Below are 26,045 nucleotides of genomic sequence, written 5' to 3' on the forward strand. Positions count from 1 at the left end.
TGCGCGGTGCCGGTCAGTAGGCCGAGTCGACGTTGTCCATGGAGCCGTACCGGTCGGCGGCGTAGTTGCAGGCCGCGACGATGTTGGCCACCGGGTCGTACAGGTCGTTCGCCGTGCCCTCGACGTGGTAGGCGTCGAAGGTGGGCTGGATCACCTGGAGCAGGCCCTTGGACGGGATGCCGTTCTTGGCGTTGATGTCCCAGGTGTTGATGGCCTGCGGGTTACCACTGGACTCCCGCATGATGTTGCGGTGGATGCCCTCGTAGCTGCCGGGTATGCCGTGCTTGTCCATGATGGTCATGGCCTCACGGATCCAGCCGTCGAGGTTGTCCTCGTAGGTCTGCGGGGCCGGGGCGGCCGGCTCGGCGGCCGGAGCGGGGGCCGCGCGCTCGGCCGAACGGCCGGCGGCCTGCTCGGTGGCACGCTCCGCCTCGGCCTTGGCCTCGGCGTTCTTCACGGCCTCGGTCTTGGGGGCGTCCTTCTTGGCGTCGCCCTTGTCGGCCGGGGGCTCCACCGTCTTCAGGAGAGCGTTCCCGGCACCGGCGGAGCCCTTGTCCTCGGTCCCGGCCGCGGCGAACAGCGAACCGGTCTTCTTCTCGTCCTGGCCGGTGTCCGCCTGGACGGAGTAGGCCGCCGGGAGGGTACGGGCGGTCTCGGCCTTGTCGGCACCGGAAGCGGAGCCGGGGGCGGCCGCGAAGGCCAGGGAGGCGACGCTCACCGCGGCCAGGCCGGCTGCCGAGATCTTGTGGGGCTTGGCGAGTCGGGTGCTGTTACCGGAGAAGGTGGGGACGCGCATAGTGAGGAACCAATCCAATCGCTGGGCCGCTGGCGCGGGCTGGTCGGAAGCGGCGGTGCGAGACGCTCTCCTCAGGGGTGAGAGCCACTCGCCACTCCGGCGAAGTGCACCGCTCGGATCCGCGGTGCCTTGCGACGTAAACCATTCTTAGCGGCGCAAATCGGACGTGGCAAAGGTGTGATCTACTATCCGGAATCGTGAAAAACCGGGCCCGGTGTCCGGGCCCCGGAAGCCGGGGGGCCGATCGACGCCCGCGCGGCAACTCCTAAGCGCCTTCGTACGTGACCTGGGCCCTATGCCCCGCTTCACAGCGGACCGGCCGGCCGCCCACTCCGCGTGAGGGCGTTCCTGCGGACGGTCACCGGATTCAGGGCTCCACCCCGGCCCCTTCGCGCCCGCCGGCCCCCGGGCCTGCGGGCGCGGTGGCGGCCGGCCGGCGCCCCGGAACCGGGTCCGGGACCGGGTCCGGGACCGGAAAAGCCCGCGGTCCGGGACCATGGACCCGGGCCGCGGGCAGATTCCGCACGCGTCGTACGGCGGCCACCGCACGGTCTCCGGGGGCGGGCGAGCTCCCTGCGTACCTGAGGTGGCCGTTGTCGTTCGCGCCCGCCCCCGGGGCTACCAGGCGGCCTCGCCCGTGCTGTCGAAGAAGCCGCCGGTCGGGCCGTCGGCGCCGACGGTGGCCATCCGGACGATGATCTCCGCGCCCTCCTCGACGCTCCGGGTGCCCTGGTGGCCGTTGAGGTCGGTGGCGGTGAAGCCCGGGTCGACGGCGTTGAACCGGATGGCGGGGAACGCCTTGGCGTACTGGGAGGTGACCATGACCAGCGCGGCCTTGGAGGAGTTGTAGTCCAGCACCGTCACCCGGGACTCCATCCGGCCGGGGTCGTTGGTCGCCGCCCGCGAGCCCAGCCCGCTGCCGACGTTGACGACGACCGGGGCGTCACTCGCCTCCAGCAGCGGCAGGAAGGCGTGCGTGACCCGCACGACGCCGAAGACGTTCGTGTCGAACGTGGTCATCATGTCCGTCCCGGTGACCTCCCCGACCCGGCCGAGCTTCCCCGCGCCCGCGATCCCGGCGTTGTTGACCAGCACGTCGAGGCGCCCGGCCTCGGCGCGGACGGCCTCGGCGGCCGCCTTGACGGAGTCCTCGTCGGTCACGTCCAGCCGGACGAAGCGGGCGCCGAGCCGCGTGGCCGCCGCACTGCCCCGGCCGGCGTCGCGCGCCCCGACGTACACGGTGTGCCCGGCCCCGGCCAGGCGGCGGGCCGTCTCGAAGCCGAGGCCCTTGTTCGCTCCGGTGATCAGTGTGGTGGTCATGGTGTCCGCTCCGGTGCTCGGTGGGTGGTCCGTCCCCACCCTCGGCCCACCGCGGCAGGACAGACAGAGCCCGCCCCAGCCTGGGGACTGCCAGTACCAGGATGTCCGGGTGCGGCTGCCGGATACTGGGGACGTGAGCGGATCCGGGGAACTGGGCAGGGCCCTGCGCGGCTGGCGCGACCGTATGCCGCCCGCGGCGGTGGGCATGCCCGCGGGCGGAGGGCGGCGGGCCGCCGGGCTGCGCCGCGAGGAGGTGGCGCAGCTCGCCGGCCTGTCGGTGGACTACCTCATCCGCCTGGAACAGGGCCGGGCCACGTCCCCGTCGGCGCAGGTGCTGGCCGCGCTCGCCCGCGCTCTGCGGCTGACGGCGGCCGAGCGGGAACACCTGTACCTCCTCGCGGGCCGGCCGGCACCGGGCCCCGGGCAGGTGCCGGCCCACGTCCCGCCGGGGGTCCGCAGACTGCTCGGGCAGCTGGACGGCGCACCGCTGAGCGTGTACGACGCGGCCTGGAACCTGGTCCTGTGGAACCGCTGGTGGGCCGCGCTGATCGGTGACCCGTCCGAGCACCGCGGACGCGAGGGCAACGTCGCCTGGCGGCAGTTCACCGGCCCGCGGAGCCGGATCAGCCACACCCCCGAGCAGAAGGCCCGGTTCGAGGCGGCCCTGTTCGCCGACCTCAGGGTGGCGGCCGTCCGCTACCCCGCCGACGCCGCCCTGCGCTCCCTCATCAGGGACCTGCGGGAGTCCGGCACCGGCTTCGCGGAGCTCTGGGACACCGGAGCCGTGGGCGTGCACGAGACGCACACCAAGACCGTCCGCCACCCCGAGGCCGGAACGTTCACCTTCGACTGCGATCTGCTCACGGCCCCCGGCAGCGATCTGCGCATCGTGGCCCACACCGCCGCTCCCGGCAGCGACGCCGCCGGCCGGCTCCGGCTCCTCGACGTCATCGGCACCCGGGTCATGACCGGGAACGGCGACCGGGAGTAGCGGCCCGCGCACCGCGCCCGGGCCCGGGGTCGTTCCCGGGACCTGGTCCGGAAGCCGCAGGCCGCCGCCGTCCCCGGCCGGATACGGACCGGGCCCCCGCCGGTTACCGTGTGGCCATGACCACCGGCCCCGTCCCCCCGTCGGGACTCGCCGCGGTGAGCGAGGCCCTGCTCGCCATGAGCCGCCACCTCGAAGTCCGCGACGTCCTCAAGACGATCGTCGTCTCCGCGCGCGACCTCCTCGACGCCGAGTACGCCGCCCTCGGCGTCCCCGACGACCACGGGGGCTTCGCCCAGTTCGTCGTCGCGGGCGTCAGCGACGAACAGTGGAAGGCCATCGGCCCGCTGCCCCGCCAGCACGGCATCCTCGCCGCGATGCTCCGGGACGCCACCCCGCAGCGCCTCGCCGACGTCCGCGCCGACCCCCGCTTCGAGGGCTGGCCGGAGGCCCACCCCGACATGTCCGACTTCCTCGGCCTCCCGGTGGCCGACGGCGACGAGGTCCTCGGCGCCATCTTCCTGGCCAACAAGCGCTGTCCGCTGCCCCGCACGGAGCGTGACTGCGGTTTCACCGCCGAGGACGAGGCCCTGCTGTCGATCCTCGCCCAGCACGCCGCCATAGCCCTCACCAACGCCCGCCTCTACGAGCGCAGCCGCGAGCTGACCATCGCCGGCGAGCGCGCCCGGCTCGCCCACGAACTGCACGACGCCGTCTCGCAGAAGCTGTTCTCGCTGCGGCTCACCGCACAGGCCGCCGCCGCGCTCCTCCGCCGCGACCCCGACCGCGCGCGGGAGGAGCTCCAGCAGGTCGCCGCCCTCGCCGCCGAGGCCGCCGAGGAACTCCGCGCCGCCGTCGTCGAACTGCGCCCCGCGGCCCTCGACGAGGACGGCCTCGTCGCCACCCTCCGCGCCCAGGCCCGGGTACTCGACCGCGCCCACAGCGCACGCGTCGTCTTCCGCTCCTCCGGGGTGCGGGCCCTGCCCGCGGCCCAGGAGGAAGCCCTGCTCCGGGTGGCGCAGGAAGCCCTGCACAACGCGCTCCGGCACGCCGGCCCCACCCGCGTCGACATCACCCTCGACCGGCACGGCCAGGGCGCCCTGCTGCGCGTCGCCGACGACGGCACCGGCTTCGACCCGACCGCCGTCCGCCGCGCCGGACGCCATCTGGGCCTGGTCTCCATGCGGGACCGGGCGAACGGCGTGGGCGGCGGCCTGACCGTGGAGTCGGCGCCCGGCAAGGGCACCGTGATCGAGATGGAGGTCCCCGGTGGCGCCTGAGAGAACCACCGTCCGCGTCCTGCTGGTCGACGACCACCAGGTCGTACGGCGCGGCCTGCGGACCTTCCTGGAGGTCCAGGACGACATCGAGGTCGTCGGCGAGGCGTCCGACGGCGACGAGGGCGTGACCCGCGCCGAGGAGCTCCGCCCCGACATCGTCCTGATGGACGTCAGGATGCCCGGCACCGACGGCATCGAGGCGCTGCGCAAGCTGCGCGAGCTGGAGAACCCCGCCCGGGTGCTCGTCGTCACCAGCTTCACCGAGCAGCGCACCGTCGTCCCGGCCCTGCGCGCCGGCGCCTCCGGCTACGTCTACAAGGACGTCGACCCCGACGCGCTCGCCTGCGCCATCCGCTCGGTGCACGCCGGTCACACCGTCCTGCAGTCCGAGGTGGCCGGGGCCCTGCTCGCCCAGGAGGGCGACCGGGCCGGCCAGGGGCGCGCCGGTGTGCTCACCGACCGGGAGCGGGATGTCCTGGGGCTGCTGGCCGACGGCCGGTCCAACCGGGAGATCGCCCGCGCGCTGGTGCTCTCCGAGAAGACGGTCAAGACGCATGTCTCCAACATCCTGATGAAGCTCGACGTGTCGGACCGCACCCAGGCCGCACTCTGGGCGGTACGCCACGGCCTCACCGCCTGACCGCGGGACGGCGGCGGCCGGCACCGCGGCGGTACGAGGGCACCGTCGCGGGGGCGGAGCGTTGCTCCGTTCGGATTCATCCGGCCCGGTATCCGTGCCATACGGGCGTACCCCGCGTTCATTCGGGTGACCCCGCTGTCAGGGGTCCCGAACGGCATCAGGAGAAGGAAGCTCTACATGAAGACTGCCAAGAAGGCCGCCCTCGTCATCGCCGCCGCGGGAGCCGCGATCGGTGCTGCCCCGGGTGCCGCGTTCGCGGACTCCGGAGCGGTCGGCCGGGCCACCGGTTCGTGGGGCATCGGCTCCGGCAACCTCGTCCAGGCGCCGGTGGAGGCGCCGGTCAACATCTGCGGCACCACCGCCAACGTCGCGGGTCTCTTCAACCCCGCCGCCGGCAACAGCTGCGGTGACGCCGGCGGCTCGGACGCCACCCTCCTCGCCACCCCCCGGTCCGCGGGCGGCGGCCTCGACGGCGGAATCGCCGGCCTCCGCGGTGACGAGAGCGGCCTCGGCGCGGAAGCCGGCCCCACCGTGCTCCGCGGTGACGAGAGCGGCCTCGGCGCCGAGGCCGGCCCCGCCCGCCTCAGCGGTGACGCCGAGGGCCTCGGCCTGGACAGCGGAATCGGCTCCGAGGGCGAGGGGGAGACCCGCCTTCTGTCGGACGAGGAGTACAACGTCTGACGGCACCGGTGGCCGGCACCCCCGGTGACGAACACCACCGGGGCACCCGGCACCACGGCGGCAGCCGGCGCCGCCGGCATCGCGCGAGCGACGACCGCGGCACCACCGCCGGGCGGCCCGGGCTCCGCGGACCTCACGACGGTCCGCGGAGCCTTTGCACGCCCGCCGCCGCGGTGCCGCGCGCGGAGCCCCGGCCCCGGACGCACACCCCCCGGCGGGCCCTGCGCCGCCCGGGCGCCGCGCCCGCCTCAGCCGCGCTCGCGCTCCTCCACACAGGCGTTGTACGCGGCGACCTGCGCCCGCCGGGCCGTACGCTCCACCGGCCGCAGCGCCTCCTCCCGCACCGCCATCTGCGAGGCGCTGACCGCGGCCCCGTGCTCGGCGCCCGCGCAGCCACCGCCCCCTCCGCCGCCCGCCGCGCCCGGCCCGCGGGCGATCGCCACCAGGGCGCCCACCCGCTGCGCCAGCTCCAGCACCCGCGCCGCACGCGGCGGATAGCCCGGCGCGAGCACCTCCCGGTCGCGTTCGGCCCGCGCCCGGTACGCCTCCAGCGCGGCCTGCGCCGCGGGGCCGGCCCCGGCCAGATCCAGCCGGGACAGCAGCTCGGTGGCCTCCCGCAGGGCCTCCGCCAGCTCCCGCTCCGCCTCACCGAGCGAGGGCACGTCCGCCGGTGGCGCCTCCCGCACCGGCAGGCAGTGCCACACCACCTCCACGTGCACGTCACCCGCCGGCCCCGCCTCGGAGACCTCCGGGACCAGGCCCAGCGCGGCCCCCGGCACCAGCACCGCCTCCCCGGAGGCCAGCGCCCGCGTGTTGAACTCCGGCGGCCCGCTCAGCCCCAGCGGATGACCCGGCACGGGCAGCGCCACCCGGAAACCGGCCGCACCGAGGCCGCGCAGCCTGCCCAGGGCGAGCGAGAGCCCCACCGGCCCGGACTCGCCCGGCAGCCCGTCCACCCGGTGCAGCGCGTCGTCCCCGACGATCCGCTGCACCGCGTCATCCGGTGGGACCAATCCGGCAAGAAGGGCGTTTCCCCAGGCGGCCAGCCGCCCTGATCGCGGTTCCGTGAGCATGGGACCAGCCTAAGGACAGGGGCCGACATCGCGTGGCGTAGGTTTGCTGAGAGCGGCTGCGCCCACCGGCGCACGAGATGTTCCGACACTGCAAGGGGAGACGACGCGCTCATGAGCGATGTACTGGAGCTGGTGGACGTATCAGTGGTCCGCGAGGGGCGGGCTCTGGTGGACCAGGTCTCCTGGTCGGTCGCCGAGGGCGAGCGCTGGGTGATCCTCGGCCCCAACGGCGCCGGCAAGACCACGCTGCTCAACATCGCCTCCAGCTACCTCTTTCCGACCACCGGCACCGCCCAGATCCTCGGCGAGAAGCTCGGCAACGTCGACGTCTTCGAACTGCGCCCCCGGATCGGCATCGCCGGCGTCGCCCTGGCCGACAAGCTGCCGCCCGGCCAGACCGTCCTCCAGACGGTGCTCACCGCCGCCTACGGCATGACCGCCCACTGGCAGGAGAGCTACGAGAAGGTCGACGAGGAGCGCGCCCTCGCGTTCCTCGACCGCCTCGGCATGACCGACTACCTCGACCGCAAGTTCGGCACTCTCTCCGAGGGGGAGCGCAAGCGGACCCTGATCGCCCGCGCGATGATGACGGACCCCGAACTGCTGCTGCTGGACGAGCCCGCCGCCGGCCTGGACCTCGGCGGCCGCGAGGACCTCGTACGCCGCCTCGGCCGCCTCGCCCGCGACCCGTACGCCCCCTCCATGATCATGGTGACCCACCATGTCGAGGAGATCGCCCCCGGCTTCACCCACGTCCTGATGATCCGTCAGGGCAAGGTGCTCGCCGCCGGTCCCATCGAGCTCGAACTGACCTCCCGCAACCTCTCGCACTGCTTCGGGCTGCCGCTCGTCGTCGAGCGCAGCGGCGACCGCTGGACCGCGCAAGGGCTGCCGCTCACCTGATAGTTGGCCCGATAGTTGACCGGGCGCTGTTCCCCCGGGCGTACCACCGCGCCTACCATGGGTTCCGTGGAACCATGGGTGTGGTGGCTGATCGCAGCCGTAGGTCTGGGCATTCCCCTCGTCATGACGGCGATGCCCGAGTTCGGGATGTTCTCCGTCGGGGCCGTCGCCGCGGCTGTCACCCAGGCATTCTTCGGGGGCGGCATCGTGGCGCAGGTCCTCGTCTTCGTCATCGTCTCGGTCGCGCTGACAGCGGTCGTGCGCCCCCTCGCGGCCCGCAGCCGGGCCCGGACGCCGCTGGCGGCCACCGGCGTCGATGCCCTGACGGGGCGTCAGGCGCTGGTGCTGGAGCGGGTCGACAGCCAGGGCGGACGCATCAAGCTCGCGGGCGAGGTCTGGTCCGCGCGCACGCTCGACGCCGGCCAGGTCTACGAAAAGGGACAGCAGGTGGACGTCGTGGAGATCGACGGCGCGACGGCCGTCGTCATCTGACGCGCTCCGGCGTACTTCGGGGACACCGGACGCCCGTGTGTGGCCGAAGGCCCCCCGGGACAGCCTGTTCTCTGACAGACTGATGATCAAGCGACCGAAGGGGTACGGAGAGCATCCATGGAACCGATCATCATCGTCCTGATCATCCTGGTGGTGCTCGTCTTCATCGCCCTCATGAAGACGGTGCAGGTCATCCCGCAGGCCAGCGCCGCCATCGTGGAGCGCTTCGGCCGCTACACCCGCACCCTCAACGCCGGGCTCAACATCGTCGTCCCGTTCATCGACTCGATCCGCAACCGCATCGACCTCCGCGAGCAGGTCGTGCCGTTCCCGCCGCAGCCGGTGATCACCCAGGACAACCTGGTCGTCAACATCGACACCGTCATCTACTACCAGGTCACCGACGCCCGCGCCGCGACTTATGAAGTCGCCAGCTACATCCAGGCGATCGAGCAGCTCACCGTCACCACCCTCCGCAACATCATCGGCGGCATGGACCTGGAGCGCACCCTCACCTCCCGCGAGGAGATCAACGCGGCGCTCCGCGGCGTGCTCGACGAGGCCACCGGCAAGTGGGGCATCCGCGTCAACCGCGTCGAGCTCAAGGCCATCGAACCGCCCACCTCCATCCAGGACTCGATGGAGAAGCAGATGCGCGCCGACCGCGACAAGCGCGCCGCCATCCTCCAGGCCGAAGGTGTCCGGCAGTCCGAGATCCTCCGCGCCGAGGGCGAGAAGCAGTCCGCCATCCTCCGCGCCGAGGGCGAGGCCAAGGCCGCCGCGCTGAAGGCCGAGGGCGAGGCCCAGGCCATCCGCACCGTCTTCGAGTCCATCCACGCCGGTGACGCCGACCAGAAGCTCCTCTCCTACCAGTACCTCCAGATGCTTCCGAAGATCGCCGAGGGCGACGCCAACAAGCTCTGGATCGTGCCCAGCGAGATCGGCGAGGCGCTCAAGGGCCTCGGTGGCGCCCTCGGCAACTTCGGCGGCGCCCCGGCGGCCCCCGCGGCCGGCAACGGCGCCCCCATGGAGAAGGCCGTCCCGCCCGCCCCGCGCCGCGAGCAGCCCCCGCTCGACTGATCCGGCGGCCGCTCCGGCATGATCGGTGCAGCAGGCACCGATCACGGAGAGGCACGGCGTGGACATCTGGGAAGCGGTCGCGGTCCTCGCCGCGGGCATCGGCGCCGGGACGATCAACACCATCGTCGGCTCCGGCACCCTCATCACCTTCCCGGTGCTGCTCGCCACCGGCCTGCCGCCGATCACCGCCAACGTCTCGAACAACCTCGGCCTGGTCCCCGGCTCCGTCAGCGGCGCCATCGGCTACCGTCGCGAACTCGCCGGGCAGGGGCGGCGTACCGTCCGCCTCGGCGCCGCGGCGCTCGTCGGCGGCCTCACCGGAGCCCTTCTGCTGCTCTCCCTGCCGTCCCGTGCCTTCGACGCGATCGTGCCCGTCCTCATCGCCCTGGCCCTGGTTCTGGTGGTCCTGCAGCCGCGGCTCGGACGCGCGATCCAGCGCCGCCGTGAGCGGACCGGCAGCGACGCCCACCGGGACGGCGGCCTGCTGCTGCTCCTCGGCATCCTGCTGTCCAGCGTGTACGGCGGCTACTTCGGCGCCGCCCAGGGCGTCATCTACCTCTCACTGATGGGACTGCTGCTCAGCGAGGACCTTCAGCGGATCAACGCCGTCAAGAACGCCCTCGCGGTCGTCGTCAACGGCGTCGCCGCACTCGTCTTCCTGTTCGTCGCGGAGTTCGACTGGCTCGCGGTCCTGCTCATCGCCGCCGGCTCAGCCCTCGGCGGGCAGATCGGCGCCAAAGTGGGCCGCCGCCTGCCGCCCGCCGTCCTCCGCGGCGTCATCGTCGCGGTGGGAACCACCGCCATCGCCCTGCTGCTGCTCCGCTGAACGGCGGCACGGCGGGCGGCGGGCGGCGGCCCCGTGTACGGCGGCCCCTTGACGGGGCCAGCGCCCGGGCCGGCGCGACCGCCGGTGCGGTGGCCGGCCCGGGAGCCTGCCACCGCTCAGGCGGGCTGCGGCAGCCACTCCGGAAGCGCGTCCCAGCCCCCGCCCCGCCCGCCGACCGCCAGCAGCAGCGCGTCCGCCGGTGTGGGCTCGAACGGCTTGCTGAGCAGCCGCATCCCCGCCTGCTCCGGAGTCCGGTTCGCCTTGCGGTGGTTGTCCTCGGCGCAGGCCGCGACGGTGTTCAGCCAGGTGTCCCCGCCCCCGCGCGACCGCGGCACGACGTGGTCCACGGTCGTCGCCCGCCGGCCGCAGTACGCGCACCGGTGCCGGTCCCGTACCAGCACCCCCCGCCGGGACCAGGGCGCCCGTTGTCGGAACGGCACCCGGACGTACCGGCTGAGCCTGATCACCTGCGGCACCGGCACCTCGACGGCCGCGGCCCGGATGCGCAGACCGGGGTGAGCCTGTTCGACGACGGCCTTGTCCTGCAGAACCAGCACCACCGCACGCCGCAGCGACACCGTCGACAGCGGCTCGAAGCTCGCGTTGAGCACCAGCGTCTCGCGCATCCCGCCCACCTTCCGCTCATTCCCCGCCCATGGCGGCGGACCGGGATCAACTCTGACCGCGCCCACCCGCCGCGACAACGCAATTTCCCGCACGGATACGGGAAACGGAGCACGGCCCCGGAGTGAACGGACACCGGGACGCGCCCCGCGGACAGCACTCCGCCCCGCCCACCCGAGGGTGGACGGGGCGGAAGAGGCGCCCTGCCGCGCCGGCCTCAGCCGCACGGCTGACGCTCGGACGGCAAGGACGGCAAGGACGGCAAGGACGGCAAGGACGGCCGGACGGGGAGGGATCCCCGCCGGCCCCGGGAAGCCGTCAGCCCGCCGCCGGAACGGCGTACTCGCTCACGATGTGCGCCCGCGCGAGCGTGTGGAACCGCAGGTTGAAGCCCACCACGGCAGGAGTGGCGTCCGCGTCCGGCCCCAGCTTCCCGGTGTCCACGGCGTACACCGTGAAGACGTAGCGGTGTGCCGGGTCCCCGGGCGGCGGCGCCGCACCGCCGAACTCCCGCTTGCCGTAGTCGTTCCGCACGTGCACGGCCCCCTCCGGCAGCCCCGCGAAGTCTCCGCTGCCGGCGCCGCGCGGCAGTTCCGTGACGGTCGCCGGGATGTCGAAGAGCGACCAGTGCCAGAAGCCGCTGCCGGTGGGGGCGTCCGGGTCGTAGCAGGTCACCGCGAAGCTCTTGGTCTCCGGCGGGAAACCGGACCACCGCAGCTGCGGCGAGACGCTGCCGCCCTCCAGCGTCTGTTCCCCGCCCAGCTCGGCTCCGGGTGCCACATCGTCGCTCACCAGGGTGAACGACGGCACCGGGGGCAGGAAGTCGTGGGGGAGCGGTGGCCTCTTGGAGTCGGTCACGTCGAAACCTCCGGATCGGTGATCGCGTCGGTTCCGAGCCTAAGGGCTGTCCGGCCCGTGCCGTCGGCCCCGCGAGCGCCCGGTGCCGCGCCTCCCCGCCCTGCCGCGCGGCACACGGCACCCGGCCTCGCGGCCCGCTCCGGGCGGAGGGCCCGGACAGCCCCGTGAACCACTGGAACCGCTAGAACCAGTTGCGCTTTCCGCCGACCTCCGCCAGCCACGCGTTGAGGTACGCCGCCCAGTCGGTCTCCTGGTAGGAGTTCAGCCCCACGGTGAACGCGCGGTAGGAGTCGGTTCCCTCGGTGAAGAGCCCCGGCCGCTTGTCCATCTCCAGGATGACGTCCATCTCGCCGTTGTCGGCGACGAACGTCAACTCCACCTGGTTCAGCCCCCGGTACTGCTGCGGGGCGAAGAACTCGATCTCCTGGTAGAACGGCAGCCGCTGCCGCGTCCCCCGGATGTGCCCCCGCTCCAGGTCGGCGCTCTTGAAACGGAAACCGAGCGAGCCGAAGGCGTCCAGGATGGCCTGCTGGGCGGGGAGCGGGTGGACGTTCACGGGGTCGAGGTCACCGGAGTCCACGGCCCGCGCGATCTCCAGCTCCGTCGTCACCCCGACGTCCATCCCCGTCAGGTGCCGCCCCATGAACATGGTGACGGGCGTCTCCCACGGGATGTCCAGCGCGAACGGGACCGAGTGCACCGCACCGGACTGCACCTCGAAGGCGCCGCCGAGCCGCTGCTTGTGGAACTCGATGTCCTGCTTGTACTCCTGGTCGCCGCTCTCTACCTCGACCCGCGCCTGCAGCCCCACCGAGAGGCCCTCGATCTGCTGGGCCACCGAGCCGCCCTGGATGCGCACCTCACCCTGGACGATCCCGCCCGGCACCACGTTCTGCTCCGTGAGGACCGTCTCCACCGACGCCCCGCCGGCGCCCAAGCTCGCGAGCAGCTTCTTGAAGGCCATGTCTGTCTCTTCCTCCCCTGGGCGAGCCCTGCCGGGCCCCGCCTCGAAACCCTTGATCCCTACATACGCGGAACAGCGCACCGGCGGTTCCCGCCGAGCTCCGTACGGGACCGCCGCCGCCGGCCGCGATCCCGTGCGCCATGCTCCCGTATCGCATCCGCCCGCCCGGCACCGCCCGGTGCATTACGCTCGGTCGGCATGCTCGACCACCCCCGGGGAAAGCCCCCCGAGCCGCCCGCACGGCTCGACCGCACGCCCCTGACCCGCGACTTCTTCGACCGTCCCGTGCTGGAGGTCGCCCCCGACCTGCTCGGCCGCGTCCTGGTCCGCAACACGTCCGAGGGACCGGTGGAGCTCCGCCTGACGGAGGTCGAGGCCTACGACGGGGAGTCCGACCCGGGCTCCCACGCCTACCGGGGGCGCACGGAACGCAACGCGTCCATGTTCGGCCCCCCGGGCCACGCGTACGTCTACTTCATCTACGGCATGTGGTTCAGCCTCAACCTGGTCTGCGGCCCCGAGGGCAAGGCGAGCGGTGTCCTGCTCCGCGCCGGGGAGATCCTGACCGGCGCGGAATGGGCCGGCGAACGCCGGAGGACGGCGCGTAAGCACAGCGAACTCGCCCAGGGACCGGCCCGCCTGGCGACCGCCCTCGGCATAGACCGCTCCCTGGACGGCACCGACGTCTGCGCCGGCCCGGACGCCCCCTTCTCCGTACTGACCGGGGACCCGCCGCCGAGGGACCGCGTCCACAACGGTCCGCGCACGGGTGTGGGGGGAGACGGCGCCGACCATCCCTGGCGCTTCTGGATCACCGGCGATCCCACCGTGAGCCGGTACCGGGCCCACGTACCCAGGAACCGGGCCCGTCGCAAGGGCGGCGCTTGACGCCGCACGCGGGAGCGTCTAACGTAGCCCGAGCCGCTTGAGACGGGCAGGGCTGCGGGACGGTGGAGAGCCGGACCTGCGGAAGCCCCTCAGCGACACCACCACTACGACGAGATCCCCACTCGGGGCTTCTCGGTGATGCCGGAAATTCTGGAATTGGCTCGATTATGGGCTGGCCGGGAAATCCGCTAACGTAGGGGCCACGCCGGAAGGCGCAGCGGAAACCCTCTCCAACGGGGACCGGATACGGAATTCGGATCGGGAAATCGGTTCGGAAAGTGTCTGGTAGGGTTGGAAACACCGAAGGGAAGCGCCCGGAGGGCCCGGTAAGGCGGGGCCGAAGGAAGCGTCCGTTCCTTGAGAACTCAACAGCGTGCCAAAAGTCAACGCCAGATATGTTGATACCCCGTCCGGGCGGCAGATTCAGGTTTGCTGCCGGGATGAGGTTCCTTTGAAACAAGTCCTCCCGTGCCATCGAGTGTGGTGGCGGTCGGGAGGCGATTTTACAGCGAGGACGCTGTGCGCGGTCCGGATTATTCCTCCGGGCTGCGCCGCTCTTGCGTGAAGCATTCACGGAGAGTTTGATCCTGGCTCAGGACGAACGCTGGCGGCGTGCTTAACACATGCAAGTCGAACGATGAACCTCTTCGGAGGGGATTAGTGGCGAACGGGTGAGTAACACGTGGGCAATCTGCCCTGCACTCTGGGACAAGCCCTGGAAACGGGGTCTAATACCGGATACGACCATCTCGGGCATCCGATGGTGGTGGAAAGCTCCGGCGGTGCAGGATGAGCCCGCGGCCTATCAGCTTGTTGGTGGGGTGATGGCCTACCAAGGCGACGACGGGTAGCCGGCCTGAGAGGGCGACCGGCCACACTGGGACTGAGACACGGCCCAGACTCCTACGGGAGGCAGCAGTGGGGAATATTGCACAATGGGCGGAAGCCTGATGCAGCGACGCCGCGTGAGGGATGACGGCCTTCGGGTTGTAAACCTCTTTCAGCAGGGAAGAAGCGCAAGTGACGGTACCTGCAGAAGAAGCACCGGCTAACTACGTGCCAGCAGCCGCGGTAATACGTAGGGTGCGAGCGTTGTCCGGAATTATTGGGCGTAAAGAGCTCGTAGGCGGCTTGTCGCGTCGGATGTGAAAGCCCGGGGCTTAACCCCGGGTCTGCATTCGATACGGGCAGGCTAGAGTTCGGTAGGGGAGATCGGAATTCCTGGTGTAGCGGTGAAATGCGCAGATATCAGGAGGAACACCGGTGGCGAAGGCGGATCTCTGGGCCGATACTGACGCTGAGGAGCGAAAGCGTGGGGAGCGAACAGGATTAGATACCCTGGTAGTCCACGCCGTAAACGTTGGGAACTAGGTGTGGGCGACATTCCACGTCGTCCGTGCCGCAGCTAACGCATTAAGTTCCCCGCCTGGGGAGTACGGCCGCAAGGCTAAAACTCAAAGGAATTGACGGGGGCCCGCACAAGCGGCGGAGCATGTGGCTTAATTCGACGCAACGCGAAGAACCTTACCAAGGCTTGACATACACCGGAAAGCCGTAGAGATACGGCCCCCCTTGTGGTCGGTGTACAGGTGGTGCATGGCTGTCGTCAGCTCGTGTCGTGAGATGTTGGGTTAAGTCCCGCAACGAGCGCAACCCTTGTTCTGTGTTGCCAGCATGCCTTTCGGGGTGATGGGGACTCACAGGAGACTGCCGGGGTCAACTCGGAGGAAGGTGGGGACGACGTCAAGTCATCATGCCCCTTATGTCTTGGGCTGCACACGTGCTACAATGGCCGGTACAATGAGCTGCGATACCGCGAGGTGGAGCGAATCTCAAAAAGCCGGTCTCAGTTCGGATTGGGGTCTGCAACTCGACCCCATGAAGTCGGAGTCGCTAGTAATCGCAGATCAGCATTGCTGCGGTGAATACGTTCCCGGGCCTTGTACACACCGCCCGTCACGTCACGAAAGTCGGTAACACCCGAAGCCGGTGGCCCAACCCGTAAGGGAGGGAATCGTCGAAGGTGGGACTGGCGATTGGGACGAAGTCGTAACAAGGTAGCCGTACCGGAAGGTGCGGCTGGATCACCTCCTTTCTAAGGAGCACTTCTCGCCCGGCAGGGGGTAACTTCTGCCGGGTCCAGAGGCCAGAACACCGGCGAATGTCCGGTGCTGGTTGCTCATGGGTGGAACGTTGACTATTCGGCACGGTCGATTCGGACTGCTAGTACTGCTCTGCTTCTGCGGGGCGTGGAACGCGGGATCTGAACCGGTCGTGCCGGGCGCGCTGTTGGGTGTCTGAGGGCACGGGCTGTTTGCTTGTGTCTTCGGTTGCCGGTCCCGGTGAACCGCACGGTTGGTGTGGGTGGCGGGTGGCTGGTCGTTGTTTGAGAACTGCACAGTGGACGCGAGCATCTGTGGCCAAGTTTTTAAGGGCGCACGGTGGATGCCTTGGTACCAGGAACCGATGAAGGACGTGGGAGGCCGCGATAGGCCCCGGGGAGCTGTCAACCGAGCTTTGATCCGGGGGTGTCCGAATGGGGAAACCCGGCAGTCGTCATGGGCTGTCACCCATACCTGAACACATAGGGTATGTGGAGGGAACGCGGGGAAGTGAAACATCTCAGTACCCGCAGGAAGAGAAAACAACCGTGATTCCGGGAGTAGTGGCGAGCGAAACCGGATGAGGCCAAACCGTAGGCGTGTGATACCCGGCAGGGGTTGCGCTTACGGGGTTGTGGGATCGTACTTCGATGGTCTGCCGGCCATCGGGCGAGTCAGAAATTGTTGGTGTAGGCGAAGGGCATGCGAAAGGCCCGGCGTAGAGGGTAAGACCCCCGTAGCCGAAATGTCAGCAACTTGCTTGTGCGACACCCAAGTAGCACGGGGCCCGAGAAATCCCGTGTGAATCTGGCGGGACCACCCGCTAAGCCTAAATATTCCCTGGTGACCGATAGCGGATAGTACCGTGAGGGAATGGTGAAAAGTACCGCGGGAGCGGAGTGAAATAGTACCTGAAACCGTGTGCCTACAAGCCGTGGGAGCGTCGCCGTGTTCTTCGGAGCACGGTCGTGACTGCGTGCCTTTTGAAGAATGAGCCTGCGAGTTTGCGGTGTGTTGCGAGGTTAACCCGTGTGGGGAAGCCGTAGCGAAAGCGAGTCCGAATAGGGCGTTTAGTAGCGCGCTCAAGACCCGAAGCGGAGTGATCTAGCCATGGGCAGGTTGAAGCGCGGGTAAGACCGTGTGGAGGACCGAACCCACCAGGGTTGAAAACCTGGGGGATGACCTGTGGTTAGGGGTGAAAGGCCAATCAAACTCCGTGATAGCTGGTTCTCCCCGAAATGCATTTAGGTGCAGCGTCGTGTGTTTCTTGCCGGAGGTAGAGCACTGGATAGGCGATGGGCCCTACCGGGTTACTGACCTTAGCCAAACTCCGAATGCCGGTAAGTGAGAGCGCGGCAGTGAGACTGTGGGGGATAAGCTCCATGGTCGAGAGGGAAACAGCCCAGAGCATCGACTAAGGCCCCTAAGCGTACGCTAAGTGGGAAAGGATGTGGAGTCGCAGAGACAACCAGGAGGTTGGCTTAGAAGCAGCCATCCTTGAAAGAGTGCGTAATAGCTCACTGGTCAAGTGATTCCGCGCCGACAATGTAGCGGGGCTCAAGCGTACCGCCGAAGTCGTGTCATTGGCACATATACCCCTAACGGGGGTGCTGATGGGTAGGGGAGCGTCGTGTGCCGGGTGAAGCCGCGCCGGAAGGCAGTGGTGGACGGTTCACGAGTGAGAATGCAGGCATGAGTAGCGATACACACGTGGGAAACGTGTGCGCCGATTGACTAAGGGTTCCTGGGTCAAGCTGATCTGCCCAGGGTAAGTCGGGACCTAAGGCGAGGCCGACAGGCGTAGTCGATGGACAACCGGTTGATATTCCGGTACCCGCTTTGAAGCGCCAGCGCTGAACCTTCTGATGCTAAGTCCGTGAAGCCGCCGGCTGAGTCTTCGGACGAGGTCGGAGTGGTGGAGCCGACGATCCGAGGGGGTAGTAGGTGAGTGATGGGGTGACGCAGGAAGGTAGTCCAGCCCGGGCGGTGGTTGTCCCGGGGTAAGGGTGTAGCCCGGAGGGTAGGTAAATCCGTCCTCCATAACACAGGGTGAGACCTGATGCCGAGCCGATTGTGGTGAAGTGGATGATCCTATGCTGTCGAGAAAAGCCTCTAGCGAGTTTCATGGCGGCCCGTACCCTAAACCGACTCAGGTGGTCAGGTAGAGAATACCGAGGCGTTCGGGTGAACTATGGTTAAGGAACTCGGCAAAATGCCCCCGTAACTTCGGGAGAAGGGGGGCCATTGCTGGTGATCACCCTTGCGGTGTGAGCTGGTGGTGGCCGCAGAGACCAGCGAGAAGCGACTGTTTACTAAAAACACAGGTCCGTGCGAAGCCGTAAGGCGATGTATACGGACTGACGCCTGCCCGGTGCTGGAACGTTAAGGGGACCGGTTAGTGCGCTTTCGGGTGTGCGAAGCTGAGAACTTAAGCGCCAGTAAACGGCGGTGGTAACTATAACCATCCTAAGGTAGCGAAATTCCTTGTCGGGTAAGTTCCGACCTGCACGAATGGCGTAACGACTTCTCGACTGTCTCAACCATAGGCCCGGTGAAATTGCACTACGAGTAAAGATGCTCGTTTCGCGCAGCAGGACGGAAAGACCCCGGGACCTTTACTACAGCTTGATATTGGTGTTCGGTTCGGCTTGTGTAGGATAGGTGGGAGACTGTGAAGCCCGGACGCTAGTTCGGGTGGAGTCGTCGTTGAAATACCACTCTGGTCGTGCTGGATGTCTAACCTGGGTCCGTGATCCGGATCAGGGACAGTGTCTGGTGGGTAGTTTAACTGGGGCGGTTGCCTCCTAAAGGGTAACGGAGGCGCCCAAAGGTTCCCTCAGCCTGGTTGGTAATCAGGTGTTGAGTGTAAGTGCACAAGGGAGCTTGACTGTGAGACCGACGGGTCGAGCAGGGACGAAAGTCGGGACTAGTGATCCGGCGGTGGCTTGTGGAAGCGCCGTCGCTCAACGGATAAAAGGTACCCCGGGGATAACAGGCTGATCTTCCCCAAGAGTCCATATCGACGGGATGGTTTGGCACCTCGATGTCGGCTCGTCGCATCCTGGGGCTGGAGTCGGTCCCAAGGGTTGGGCTGTTCGCCCATTAAAGCGGTACGCGAGCTGGGTTTAGAACGTCGTGAGACAGTTCGGTCCCTATCCGCTGTGCGCGTAGGAGTCTTGAGAAGGGCTGTCCCTAGTACGAGAGGACCGGGACGGACGAACCTCTGGTGTGCCAGTTGTCCTGCCAAGGGCATGGCTGGTTGGCTACGTTCGGGAGGGATAACCGCTGAAAGCATCTAAGCGGGAAGCCTGCTTCGAGATGAGGACTCCCACCCCCTTTGAGGGGTTAAGGCTCCCAGTAGACGACTGGGTTGATAGGCCAGATATGGAAGCGCCGTGAGGTGTGGAGTTGACTGGTACTAATAGGCCGAGGGCTTGTCCTCAGATGCTCGCGTCCACTGTGTGGTTCCCGGATAACGAACAGTTGTCCCGGTTGAACCAAGCCTGACTCAATTGAAGAGTGTGCTTGTTCGCTAGGAACTTGTCGTGATCCCGCTGTGCGGGGTTATCCGATAGAGTTTCGGTGGTTATAGCGTGAGGGAAACGCCCGGTTACATTCCGAACCCGGAAGCTAAGCCTTTCAGCGCCGATGGTACTGCAGGGGGGACCCTGTGGGAGAGTAGGACGCCGCCGAACAATCTTTAAAGGACCCTTGGTCCCAGCGTTCATGCTGGGACCAAGGGTCCTTTGTGTTTTATGCCGAAGCGCGCCGGCTCGCAGAGCGCGCGAGAATGCGTTATCAGTGCGGTTCCCGCAGGTAGGAGTCACGTCGATGTCCAGCAACTCTCCGGAGGAACGATCAGGGCGCTCGGAGCGTCAGCCGAGGCGCCAGGAGGGCGACGACCGTCGGGGCTTCCGCCGCGATGACCGTCCGCGCGGTCCGCGCCGTGACGACCGGGAGGGTTATCGAGGCCGGGACGAGCGCGGCGCCTCCGGTCGTGGCGACCGGAGCCGGCCGGAGGACCGCCCCCGTGGTCCGCGGCGTGAGGACGACCGTGGGGGGTTCCGTGGCCGGGACGACCGGGATCGGCGGGATGAGCGTCCGCGTGGTCCCCGGCGTGAGGACGACCGTGGTGGGTTCCGGGAGCGGGACGACCGGCCGGGGTTCCGGCGGGATGACCGTGATCAGTCGCGGGGTCCGCGCCGGGACGATGACCGTGGTGGGTTCCGCGGCCGGGATGAGCGGCCCGCGTTCCGTCGGGGCGACGACCGTGGCGGTTTCCGGCGGGACGACCGTGACCAGTCGCGTGGTCCCCGGCGTGAGGACGACCGTGGTGGGTTCCGGAGTCGGGACGACCGGGACCGCCGTGGTGACCGGCCTGGCGGTCCGCGCCGGGATGACGAACGCGGTGGCTTTCGGGGGCGGGACGACCGGGATCGGCGGGATGAGCGTCCGCGTGGTCCGCGGCGTGAGGACGACCGTGGCGGTTACCGGGGGCGGGACGAGCGCCCCGCGTTCCGGCGGGATGATGACCGTGGTGGGTTCCGTGGCCGGGATGAGCGGCCCGCGTTCCGTCGGGGCGACGACCGTGGTGGTTTCCGGCGGGACGACCGTGACCAGTCGCGTGGTCCCCGGCGGGACGATGAGCGTGGCGGGTTCCGTGGCCGGGATGAGCGGGATCGGCGGGACGAGCGGCCGCGTGGTCCGCGCCGGGACGATGAGCGCGGTGGGTTCCGGGGGCGGGGCGATCGGCCCGGTTTCCGGGGGGACGGTGACCGCGGTGGTCGCTCGTACGGGGCCGGTCCGCGGGAGGAGCGGGGGCGCGGTGGCCATGGCCGGCGTGACGAGCGCGGTGGTCCCGGGCGGCGCGACGGCCGGCCCGGTGGCGGCCGGTTCGGTGACCGGGAGCGGGGCGACCGCGACCGCGAGCCGATCAGGCGGCTGCCGATCCCCGAGGATGTCACCGGTGACGAGATCGACAAGGACGTGCGGCAGGATCTGATGAGCCTGCCGAAGACGCTGGCCGTCGATGTCGCCCGGAACCTCGTCATGGTGGCGAAGCTGCTGGACGAGGATCCCGAACAGGCCTACGAGTACTCCAAGATCGCCCTGCGGCTGGCATCGCGGGTCGCCTCGGTCCGGGAAGCCGCCGGCTTCGCCGCGTACGGGGTCGGCAAGTACGCCGAGGGGCTGGCGGAGTTCCGGGCCGCGCGACGGATGACGGGATCCGCCGATCTGTGGCCGGTGATGGCCGACTGCGAGCGCGGCATGGGGCGTCCCGAGCGGGCGCTGGCCATGGCGGGCGAGCCGGAGGTGCAGCGGCTGGACAAGGCCGGGCAGGTCGAGATGCGCCTGGTGGCCGCGGGCGCACGGCGTGACATGGGGCAGCCGGACGCCGCCGTGGTCACCCTCCAGAGCCCGGAGCTGGCGTCGAACTCCGTACAGCCGTGGACGGCGCGTCTGCGGTACGCCTACGCCGACGCCCTGTTGGCCGTCGGCCGGGAGACCGAGGCGCGCGAGTGGTTCGCCCGGGCGCTCGAGGCCGACCAGGGTGGTACGACGGACGCGTCCGACCGGCTCGCGGAGCTGGACGGGGTGGAGTTCGTGGACGCCTTCGACCCGGAAGCGGAGCAGGCTGACGGCGTGGAGCGGGCGGACGACGCGGAGGCGCGGGACGACGCGGAGGCGCCGGTCTCCGGCGCCGGAGATGCCGGGGCTTCCGCGGTGTCCGCTGCGGCCGCGGACCGGGACGGCGCGCCCGGGGCCGCGTCGGCGGCCGGGGTGGAGTCCGCGGACCGGGACGGCGAGCCGCGGGATGCGCGCGGGGATGCCGGGGACGCCGGTCTCCTGGAGGCACCGGAGGCCCGTGAGAGCCGTGAGCCGGCGCGGGACGAGGAGCGGGAGGACTGATTCCGGCCGTGCCGGGGGACGTGTGACGGGGGCGGGATCCGATCGGGTTCCGCCCCCGTTTCCGTCCTCCTGCCCGTGGCCTCCCCGGGGGCGGGTACGGCGGGAACGGCGGTGAGGCACGGGACGGCGGTGTGCCGGTGCGGGGGCGGCCGGTAGGGGCCGGGTGGTCGCTGAGAGGCCCGGCGGGCGCCCGTTCCGGTCGTCCGCGGCCCCGGGAGCCGAGCCGGCGGCTTCCGCGGTCTGCCACGGAGCGGTGACCGGGCGGGCCGCCGTCCCCGCCGGTTCAGTCCGTGCCGAGGCTGCGGAGGACGAGGCCGGTGGCGGGCTTGGGCCCGAAGGACGTCGACTTGCGGGGCATCATCACACCCTGCTCCGCCAGGTGCCGGACGGTCTCCTCGCGGACCGGCCGCATCAGGACGGCGGTGCCGCCGTGGCGTTCCACCTGCTCCACGGCCGCCGCCGCGTCGTGGATGTAGCGGATGTGCTCCGGGTCGTCGGGGACCTCCCAGATCCGGCCCAGCAGAACCGAGTGCAGCACCGTGGCGTCCAGGGTCCGCCAGGCGCGGGGGCGGCCGGTGGGGACGGTGCGGGCGAGCAGGGCGGGGTCCGGGCGGTCGACGAGGTGGAAGCTTCCGTCGTCCCCGGCGAGCAGGAAGGCGTTGCCGTCGGTGCCGGGGCCGGCACTGATACCGGTCATGGCACCGTCCCCGTCGCCGCCGGCGGTCCCGGCTCCCCGTTCCGTGGGCTCCGCGGGGTCGCCCAGCGCCTTGAGGGCGTGCGGGAGCGGCCCGTCCACCCGGCGCACGCGGAAGGCGCCGCGGAGCGCGTCCAGCGCCTCGGGAAGAGGCAGACGCGGCAGCAGCCGGTGGATGGCGCGGACCCGCAGGGGGTGGCGCGCGGTGTCGACGAGCAGCACCAGGCCGGAGTCCCAGGGCCCGGGGGAGGGCTGTTCCTCGCGCAGCCGGAGATAGGTCGCCCAGCGGTGGTGGCCGTCGGCGATGAGGGCCCGGCGGCGGCCGAGGTCGGCGCCGGCCGCGGCCAGTTCGGCCGGATCGGTGACCGCCCACAGGCGGTGGCGCCGGCCGTCCTCGGTGACCGTGGTGAGCAGCGGGGCGCCGCGTACCGCGCGCTCGATGACGGCGGCGGCGCCGCGCGGACCGTCGCCGTCGCCCTCGTCATCGCCGTCCTCCGGCTCGTCGCCCCGGTAGGTGAGCAGGAGCGGTTCGAGGTTGGCGGCCGTCGCCCGCATGAGGGCGGCCCGGTCGGCGACGACGTCCGGCATGACGTCCTCGTGCGGCAGGACGACGCCCTCCTCGGGCGGGGAGAGGCGGAGGGCGCCGATCAGGCCGCGCTGGAGCAGGCCCTCGCCGTACTGCTCGTAGACATAGAGGGCCGGTTCCGGATCGGCTCTGAGGATGCCCTCGGCGCGCCAGCGGCGCAGTGTCTCGCCGGCCCGCCGGTGGCAGACGTCCGGGTCGGCGCCGTGCGGCAGGATGAGGCGGACGATGTTGTACGGGTCGGCCGTCTCCAGATGGCGCAGCCCGTCGGGCCGGACCACCACGTCGTACGGCGGTGAGGTCACGGCGGCCAGGCTGCCGACCCGCTCCGGGGCGTAGCGCAGACCGCGGAACGGCGACAGCCGCAGACCGCCGCGGGTGAGACCGGTTCTGCTCATTGGTGCATGTTATGCGCCTGCGGACGATGCGGGATGATCGGGGGACAAGTGCCGAGCGAGGGGCGGGAGTCCATGGGAGAGCAGGGCGGGACCGGGGTCCGAACCCGCACCGACGGGAGGGAGCGGCCGCTGTGCGCGGAGTACGACACGGCCCTCCTCGACCTGGACGGTGTGGTGTACGCGGGTGGCGAGGCGATCGAGCACGCCGTGGAGGCGCTGGAGACGGCGCGGGACGGCGGGATGCGCCTGGCGTACGTCACCAACAACGCCTCGCGGACGCCGCTGGACGTCGCCGCCCTGCTGACCCGGCTCGGGGTGCCCGCCGAGGCCGCCGAGGTGATCACCTCGGCGCAGGCGGTGGCCCGGCTGATCTCCGAACAGGTGCCCGCCGGTTCGCGGGTGCTGGCCGTCGGCGGTGAGGGGCTGCGGGTGGCGTTGCGCGAACGGGGCCTGGAGCCGGTGGAGTCGGCGGAGGACGGCCCGGCCGCGGTCGTCCAGGGCTACGACCCGAAGCTGGGCTGGGAGCAACTGGCGGAGGCGGCGTACGCCGTGGGCCGCGGGGTGCCCTGGTTCGCGTCCAACACGGATCTGACGATTCCGACCGGGCGGGGCCGGGCGCCCGGGAACGGGGCGCTGGTGGAGGTGGTCCGGATCGCCGCGGGCGGGCGGCCGCAGGTCGCCGGGAAGCCGCTGCCGCCGATGCACCGGGAGACGATCCTGCGCACCGGGGCGCGGCGGCCGCTGGTCGTCGGCGACCGCCTGGACACCGACATCGAGGGCGCACACGCCGGAGGCGTCGACTCGCTGCTCGTGCTCACCGGGGTGACCGACGCCGCGCAGCTGCTGGCCGCGCCGCCGCACCACCGCCCCGCCTATGTCGCGGCCGATCTGCGCGGGCTGCTCACCGGCCATCCGGAGACGGAGGCCGCCGTGCCCGGCGGGGCCGGCCCGGAGGGGCACCGGTGCGGCGGCTGGACGGCCCGGGTGGTCCGCGGCGAACTGCTGCTGGAGGGCGGCGGTGATCCGCTGGACGGGCTGCGCGCCAGCTGCGCGGCGGTGTGGACGGTGGCCGGCGGGGGTGCGGGCGAGGGCGTGGAGACGGCGAAGGCGCTGGCGCGGCTGGGCCTCGGCTGAGCCGTGCGGGGCGGAGCCGTGGCGGGGCGGTCCCGGTCCGCGCCGGGTGCCCGCCGTCCCCCCCGTCCGCGGCCGGTCTGCCGCCCCGGCCGTGATGGCGAGGGGCGGGCGGACGGGTCCCGGGGCCGGATACCGGCGGAGTCGTCGGCCGGCCTTCCGCCGCTGCGGCTGGGGGCCCGGCCGGTCCGCGGGTGGCGGAGTGCTGTGATCTCGGGTGGGTTTCGGAGGTGTCCGTGAACGACCGTATGTGTGGCGACGATGTCCGGGCGGCGGCCGGGGCGGCGTTGTCCTTTCTGGAGCCCCGCGTCGACCGCGACTGGTCGGTCCCGGTGCCGGGCCTGGACTTCACCGTGGCCTCGGTGCTGGCACACGCCGGGCAGGGGCCGTTGTGGTACGTGCTGGACCTTGTCGGAGGCCCGGAGGACGACGCCGCGTTCGAGATCGGCATCCGGCCCGGCGCCGGGCCGCGGGCGTTGCTCAGGAGCCTGCGCACCGTCGCTCACCTGTGTGCGACGACCGTGGACGGTCTTCCGGCGACGGCACGCGGTTTCCACCCTTGCGGTGCCGCCGACCCGTCCGGATTCGCGGCGATGGCCTGTGACGAGATCCTGGTCCACACCCACAACGCGGCGACCGGTCTCGGTGAGGACTTCCGGCCCGACCAGCGCCTCGCGCGACGGGTGCTGGCGCGGCTGTTTCCCCGGCAGGCTCCGGGCGCCGACGCCTGGGCGACCCTCCTGTGGGCCCACGGCCGCCTGGACCTGCCGGACGCGCCGCGCCCGCGCGACTGGCGCTGGCACAGCGCGCCGGTTGCCGGTGGGGACGGGGACGGGGCAATGCCCCGCGGGGCCTGACCGCCTGCGCCGCTCACAGCAGGGAGCGGAGGCGGAGGAGGTCGCGGAAGCCCGCCTCCAGGCGGACCCGGCCGCTGCCCCAGGCCCTGGCGAAGTGCAGCTCGCCGTTGACCATCGCGACAAGATCGTCCGAGGTCGTCGACAGCCGGATCTGGGCCTTCTCCGCCGGAGGTCCGGGGGCCGCGGTCACGTCCTCGATCCGGCCGTCGGCGAGCCGTCCGGTGAAGGTGGTGTCGAGATCGGTGACGTGGCAGCTCAGCGAGCGGTTCATGGCGGCGGCGCCGCGGACGTCGTCGTCCGCGCCGGCGAGATTCTCCGACAGCCGTTCCAGTGCCCGGTGGCAGTCCTCGATGGTCCTGGTCATCCCAGCCGACGTTACCCCAGACCGGCATGCGCGGCGGACGGCCGGATCCGGGTAGCGTCGGGGGCATGAACGGCATGAACGAGCCGCTGCCCGGCGCCGGGCCGGTGGCGGAGCAGGGTGCGGGCGGCGTGGTCCCGGTGGCGGGCGGGCCCGCCGGTCCGGAGTCCCCGGCCGGGGGCGGAGGGCGGGAAACGGCCCCCGCGCGCCCCGGCCCGGCTCCCGGCGCGGAGAGCGCCGGCCCGGAGCCCGGGATCACCGCGGCGGAGTCCGGTACCGCGGCCCGGGAGGACGGTCCCGCCGCGGCGGAGGCCGGCGATCCGGACGCGCCGGCCGGCCCCGCGCCGCTCGGCGTCCCGCGGACGCCCACGGGGAACGCCGGAGTGGACGCCGCGCTCGACCGGCTGGCCGATGTGGACCACCTCCCCGGTGACGGGCACATCGAGGTGTACGAGGATGTGCACCGGGCCCTGCGCGACACCCTGACCGCGCTCGACCAGCGACCGGGCCCGCCGGGTCCGTCCCCCACGCCGTCCGCACCGTCCGCACCGCGCCCGTCCGCCCCGTACGACACCAGGAGCTGAACCCCCCGTGGC

At 70.8% G+C, this 26,045-nt stretch carries 22 protein-coding genes and 3 rRNA genes; 16 read left to right on the top strand and 9 right to left on the bottom strand.

Annotation, left to right across the window (positions count from 1 at the left end):
* Window positions 1-13 precede the first annotated feature (13 nt).
* Window positions 14-796, bottom strand: coding sequence for a transglycosylase SLT domain-containing protein (locus tag SXIN_RS25375; RefSeq protein ID WP_019709000.1), 783 nt, complete (start codon window positions 794-796; stop codon window positions 14-16).
* Between the two features lie 618 nt (window positions 797-1,414).
* Window positions 1,415-2,116: an SDR family NAD(P)-dependent oxidoreductase gene (locus SXIN_RS25380; protein ID WP_019706153.1), complete on the bottom strand. Its 702-nt coding sequence runs from the start codon at window positions 2,114-2,116 to the stop codon at window positions 1,415-1,417.
* A 133-nt stretch (window positions 2,117-2,249) separates the two neighbouring features.
* Between SXIN_RS25380 and SXIN_RS25385 the strand changes: the two genes are divergently transcribed.
* The 4 genes from SXIN_RS25385 to SXIN_RS32835 all read left to right on the top strand — a co-directional run bounded on the left by SXIN_RS25385 (window position 2,250) and on the right by SXIN_RS32835 (window position 5,705).
* Window positions 2,250-3,107, top strand: coding sequence for a helix-turn-helix domain-containing protein (locus SXIN_RS25385; protein ID WP_272951821.1), 858 nt, complete (start codon window positions 2,250-2,252; stop codon window positions 3,105-3,107).
* A 116-nt stretch (window positions 3,108-3,223) separates the two neighbouring features.
* Window positions 3,224-4,384: a GAF domain-containing sensor histidine kinase gene (locus tag SXIN_RS25390; protein ID WP_095757587.1), complete on the top strand. Its 1,161-nt coding sequence runs from the start codon at window positions 3,224-3,226 to the stop codon at window positions 4,382-4,384.
* Window positions 4,374-5,024 (top strand): response regulator, encoded by a 651-nt coding sequence (locus SXIN_RS25395; protein ID WP_019708998.1) that lies wholly within the window; start codon window positions 4,374-4,376, stop codon window positions 5,022-5,024. Before SXIN_RS25390 ends, SXIN_RS25395 begins: the two co-directional genes overlap by 11 nt.
* Before the next feature lie 177 nt (window positions 5,025-5,201).
* Window positions 5,202-5,705 carry a chaplin gene (locus tag SXIN_RS32835; protein ID WP_019708997.1) on the top strand — a complete coding sequence of 168 codons (504 nt, stop codon included), beginning with the start codon at window positions 5,202-5,204 and terminating at the stop codon, window positions 5,703-5,705.
* Window positions 5,706-5,953: 248 nt separating this feature from the next.
* On the opposite strand, the gene SXIN_RS25405 is transcribed toward SXIN_RS32835, so the two are convergent.
* Entirely contained in the window at window positions 5,954-6,778 is an 825-nt protein-coding gene (locus SXIN_RS25405; protein ID WP_095757588.1) for a hypothetical protein, read from the bottom strand.
* A gap of 111 nt (window positions 6,779-6,889) precedes the next feature.
* On the opposite strand from SXIN_RS25405, the gene SXIN_RS25410 reads away from it, so the two are divergent.
* The 4 genes from SXIN_RS25410 to SXIN_RS25425 all read left to right on the top strand — a co-directional run bounded on the left by SXIN_RS25410 (window position 6,890) and on the right by SXIN_RS25425 (window position 10,079).
* On the top strand, window positions 6,890-7,681 hold the full coding sequence (locus tag SXIN_RS25410) for an ABC transporter ATP-binding protein (RefSeq protein ID WP_019708994.1): 792 nt from the start codon (window positions 6,890-6,892) through the stop codon (window positions 7,679-7,681).
* A gap of 57 nt (window positions 7,682-7,738) precedes the next feature.
* A complete protein-coding gene (locus SXIN_RS25415; protein WP_039821261.1) occupies window positions 7,739-8,173 on the top strand; it encodes an NfeD family protein in 435 nt (144 codons plus the stop codon).
* 117 nt (window positions 8,174-8,290) lie between these two features.
* Window positions 8,291-9,253 (top strand): SPFH domain-containing protein, encoded by a 963-nt coding sequence (locus tag SXIN_RS25420; RefSeq protein WP_019708992.1) that lies wholly within the window; start codon window positions 8,291-8,293, stop codon window positions 9,251-9,253.
* 58 nt (window positions 9,254-9,311) lie between these two features.
* The gene (locus SXIN_RS25425; protein WP_019708991.1) at window positions 9,312-10,079 is read left to right on the top strand and encodes a sulfite exporter TauE/SafE family protein; all 768 of its coding nucleotides are present in this window, start codon (window positions 9,312-9,314) and stop codon (window positions 10,077-10,079) included.
* 116 nt (window positions 10,080-10,195) lie between these two features.
* Here the strand turns inward: SXIN_RS25425 and SXIN_RS25430 are convergent, their stop codons facing one another.
* From SXIN_RS25430 to SXIN_RS25440, 3 genes are all read right to left on the bottom strand, one after another.
* Window positions 10,196-10,705, bottom strand: a complete 510-nt coding sequence (locus SXIN_RS25430; protein ID WP_019708990.1) for an HNH endonuclease — start codon at window positions 10,703-10,705, stop codon at window positions 10,196-10,198.
* 316 nt (window positions 10,706-11,021) lie between these two features.
* Window positions 11,022-11,561 carry a YbhB/YbcL family Raf kinase inhibitor-like protein gene (locus tag SXIN_RS25435; protein WP_019708989.1) on the bottom strand — a complete coding sequence of 180 codons (540 nt, stop codon included), beginning with the start codon at window positions 11,559-11,561 and terminating at the stop codon, window positions 11,022-11,024.
* 181 nt (window positions 11,562-11,742) lie between these two features.
* Window positions 11,743-12,525, bottom strand: coding sequence for a sporulation protein (locus SXIN_RS25440; RefSeq protein ID WP_019708988.1), 783 nt, complete (start codon window positions 12,523-12,525; stop codon window positions 11,743-11,745).
* Window positions 12,526-12,723: 198 nt separating this feature from the next.
* Here SXIN_RS25440 and SXIN_RS25445 point away from each other — a divergent pair, with 198 nt between their 5' ends.
* The 4 genes from SXIN_RS25445 to rrf all read left to right on the top strand — a co-directional run bounded on the left by SXIN_RS25445 (window position 12,724) and on the right by rrf (window position 19,210).
* Window positions 12,724-13,413: a DNA-3-methyladenine glycosylase gene (locus SXIN_RS25445; RefSeq protein ID WP_019708987.1), complete on the top strand. Its 690-nt coding sequence runs from the start codon at window positions 12,724-12,726 to the stop codon at window positions 13,411-13,413.
* Window positions 13,414-13,982: 569 nt separating this feature from the next.
* A 16S ribosomal RNA gene (locus tag SXIN_RS25455) occupies window positions 13,983-15,508 on the top strand.
* A 323-nt stretch (window positions 15,509-15,831) separates the two neighbouring features.
* Window positions 15,832-18,957, top strand: a 23S ribosomal RNA gene (locus SXIN_RS25460).
* 136 nt (window positions 18,958-19,093) lie between these two features.
* Window positions 19,094-19,210 (top strand): 5S ribosomal RNA (gene rrf, locus SXIN_RS25465).
* The 16S, 23S and 5S rRNA genes sit together here, the layout of an rRNA operon.
* A 163-nt stretch (window positions 19,211-19,373) precedes the next feature.
* Here the strand turns inward: rrf and SXIN_RS32960 are convergent.
* On the bottom strand, window positions 19,374-20,348 hold the full coding sequence (locus SXIN_RS32960; RefSeq protein ID WP_095757589.1) for a hypothetical protein: 975 nt from the start codon (window positions 20,346-20,348) through the stop codon (window positions 19,374-19,376).
* Between the two features lie 153 nt (window positions 20,349-20,501).
* On the opposite strand from SXIN_RS32960, the gene SXIN_RS31065 reads away from it, so the two are divergent.
* Complete coding sequence (locus SXIN_RS31065; protein WP_238154022.1) at window positions 20,502-21,425, top strand: tetratricopeptide repeat protein; 924 nt, start codon at window positions 20,502-20,504, stop codon at window positions 21,423-21,425.
* 283 nt (window positions 21,426-21,708) lie between these two features.
* Here the strand turns inward: SXIN_RS31065 and SXIN_RS25480 are convergent, their stop codons facing one another.
* Entirely contained in the window at window positions 21,709-23,100 is a 1,392-nt protein-coding gene (locus tag SXIN_RS25480) for a DUF1015 family protein (protein ID WP_095757590.1), read from the bottom strand.
* A gap of 72 nt (window positions 23,101-23,172) precedes the next feature.
* On the opposite strand from SXIN_RS25480, the gene SXIN_RS25485 reads away from it, so the two are divergent.
* Both SXIN_RS25485 and SXIN_RS25490 read left to right on the top strand, forming a co-directional pair.
* Window positions 23,173-24,234 (top strand): HAD-IIA family hydrolase, encoded by a 1,062-nt coding sequence (locus SXIN_RS25485; protein ID WP_095757591.1) that lies wholly within the window; start codon window positions 23,173-23,175, stop codon window positions 24,232-24,234.
* Window positions 24,235-24,467: 233 nt separating this feature from the next.
* Window positions 24,468-25,088, top strand: coding sequence for a maleylpyruvate isomerase N-terminal domain-containing protein (locus SXIN_RS25490; protein ID WP_192883633.1), 621 nt, complete (start codon window positions 24,468-24,470; stop codon window positions 25,086-25,088).
* Window positions 25,089-25,101: 13 nt separating this feature from the next.
* Here the strand turns inward: SXIN_RS25490 and SXIN_RS25495 are convergent, their stop codons facing one another.
* Window positions 25,102-25,452, bottom strand: coding sequence for a hypothetical protein (locus tag SXIN_RS25495; protein ID WP_019706948.1), 351 nt, complete (start codon window positions 25,450-25,452; stop codon window positions 25,102-25,104).
* Between the two features lie 251 nt (window positions 25,453-25,703).
* On the opposite strand from SXIN_RS25495, the gene SXIN_RS25500 reads away from it, so the two are divergent.
* The gene (locus SXIN_RS25500) at window positions 25,704-26,033 is read left to right on the top strand and encodes a hypothetical protein (protein ID WP_095758190.1); all 330 of its coding nucleotides are present in this window, start codon (window positions 25,704-25,706) and stop codon (window positions 26,031-26,033) included.
* The last annotated feature ends 12 nt before the right edge of the window (window positions 26,034-26,045 follow it).

The sequence above is a fragment of the Streptomyces xinghaiensis S187 genome (assembly GCF_000220705.2).
Taxonomy (GTDB): Bacteria; Actinomycetota; Actinomycetes; order Streptomycetales; family Streptomycetaceae; genus Streptomyces; species Streptomyces xinghaiensis.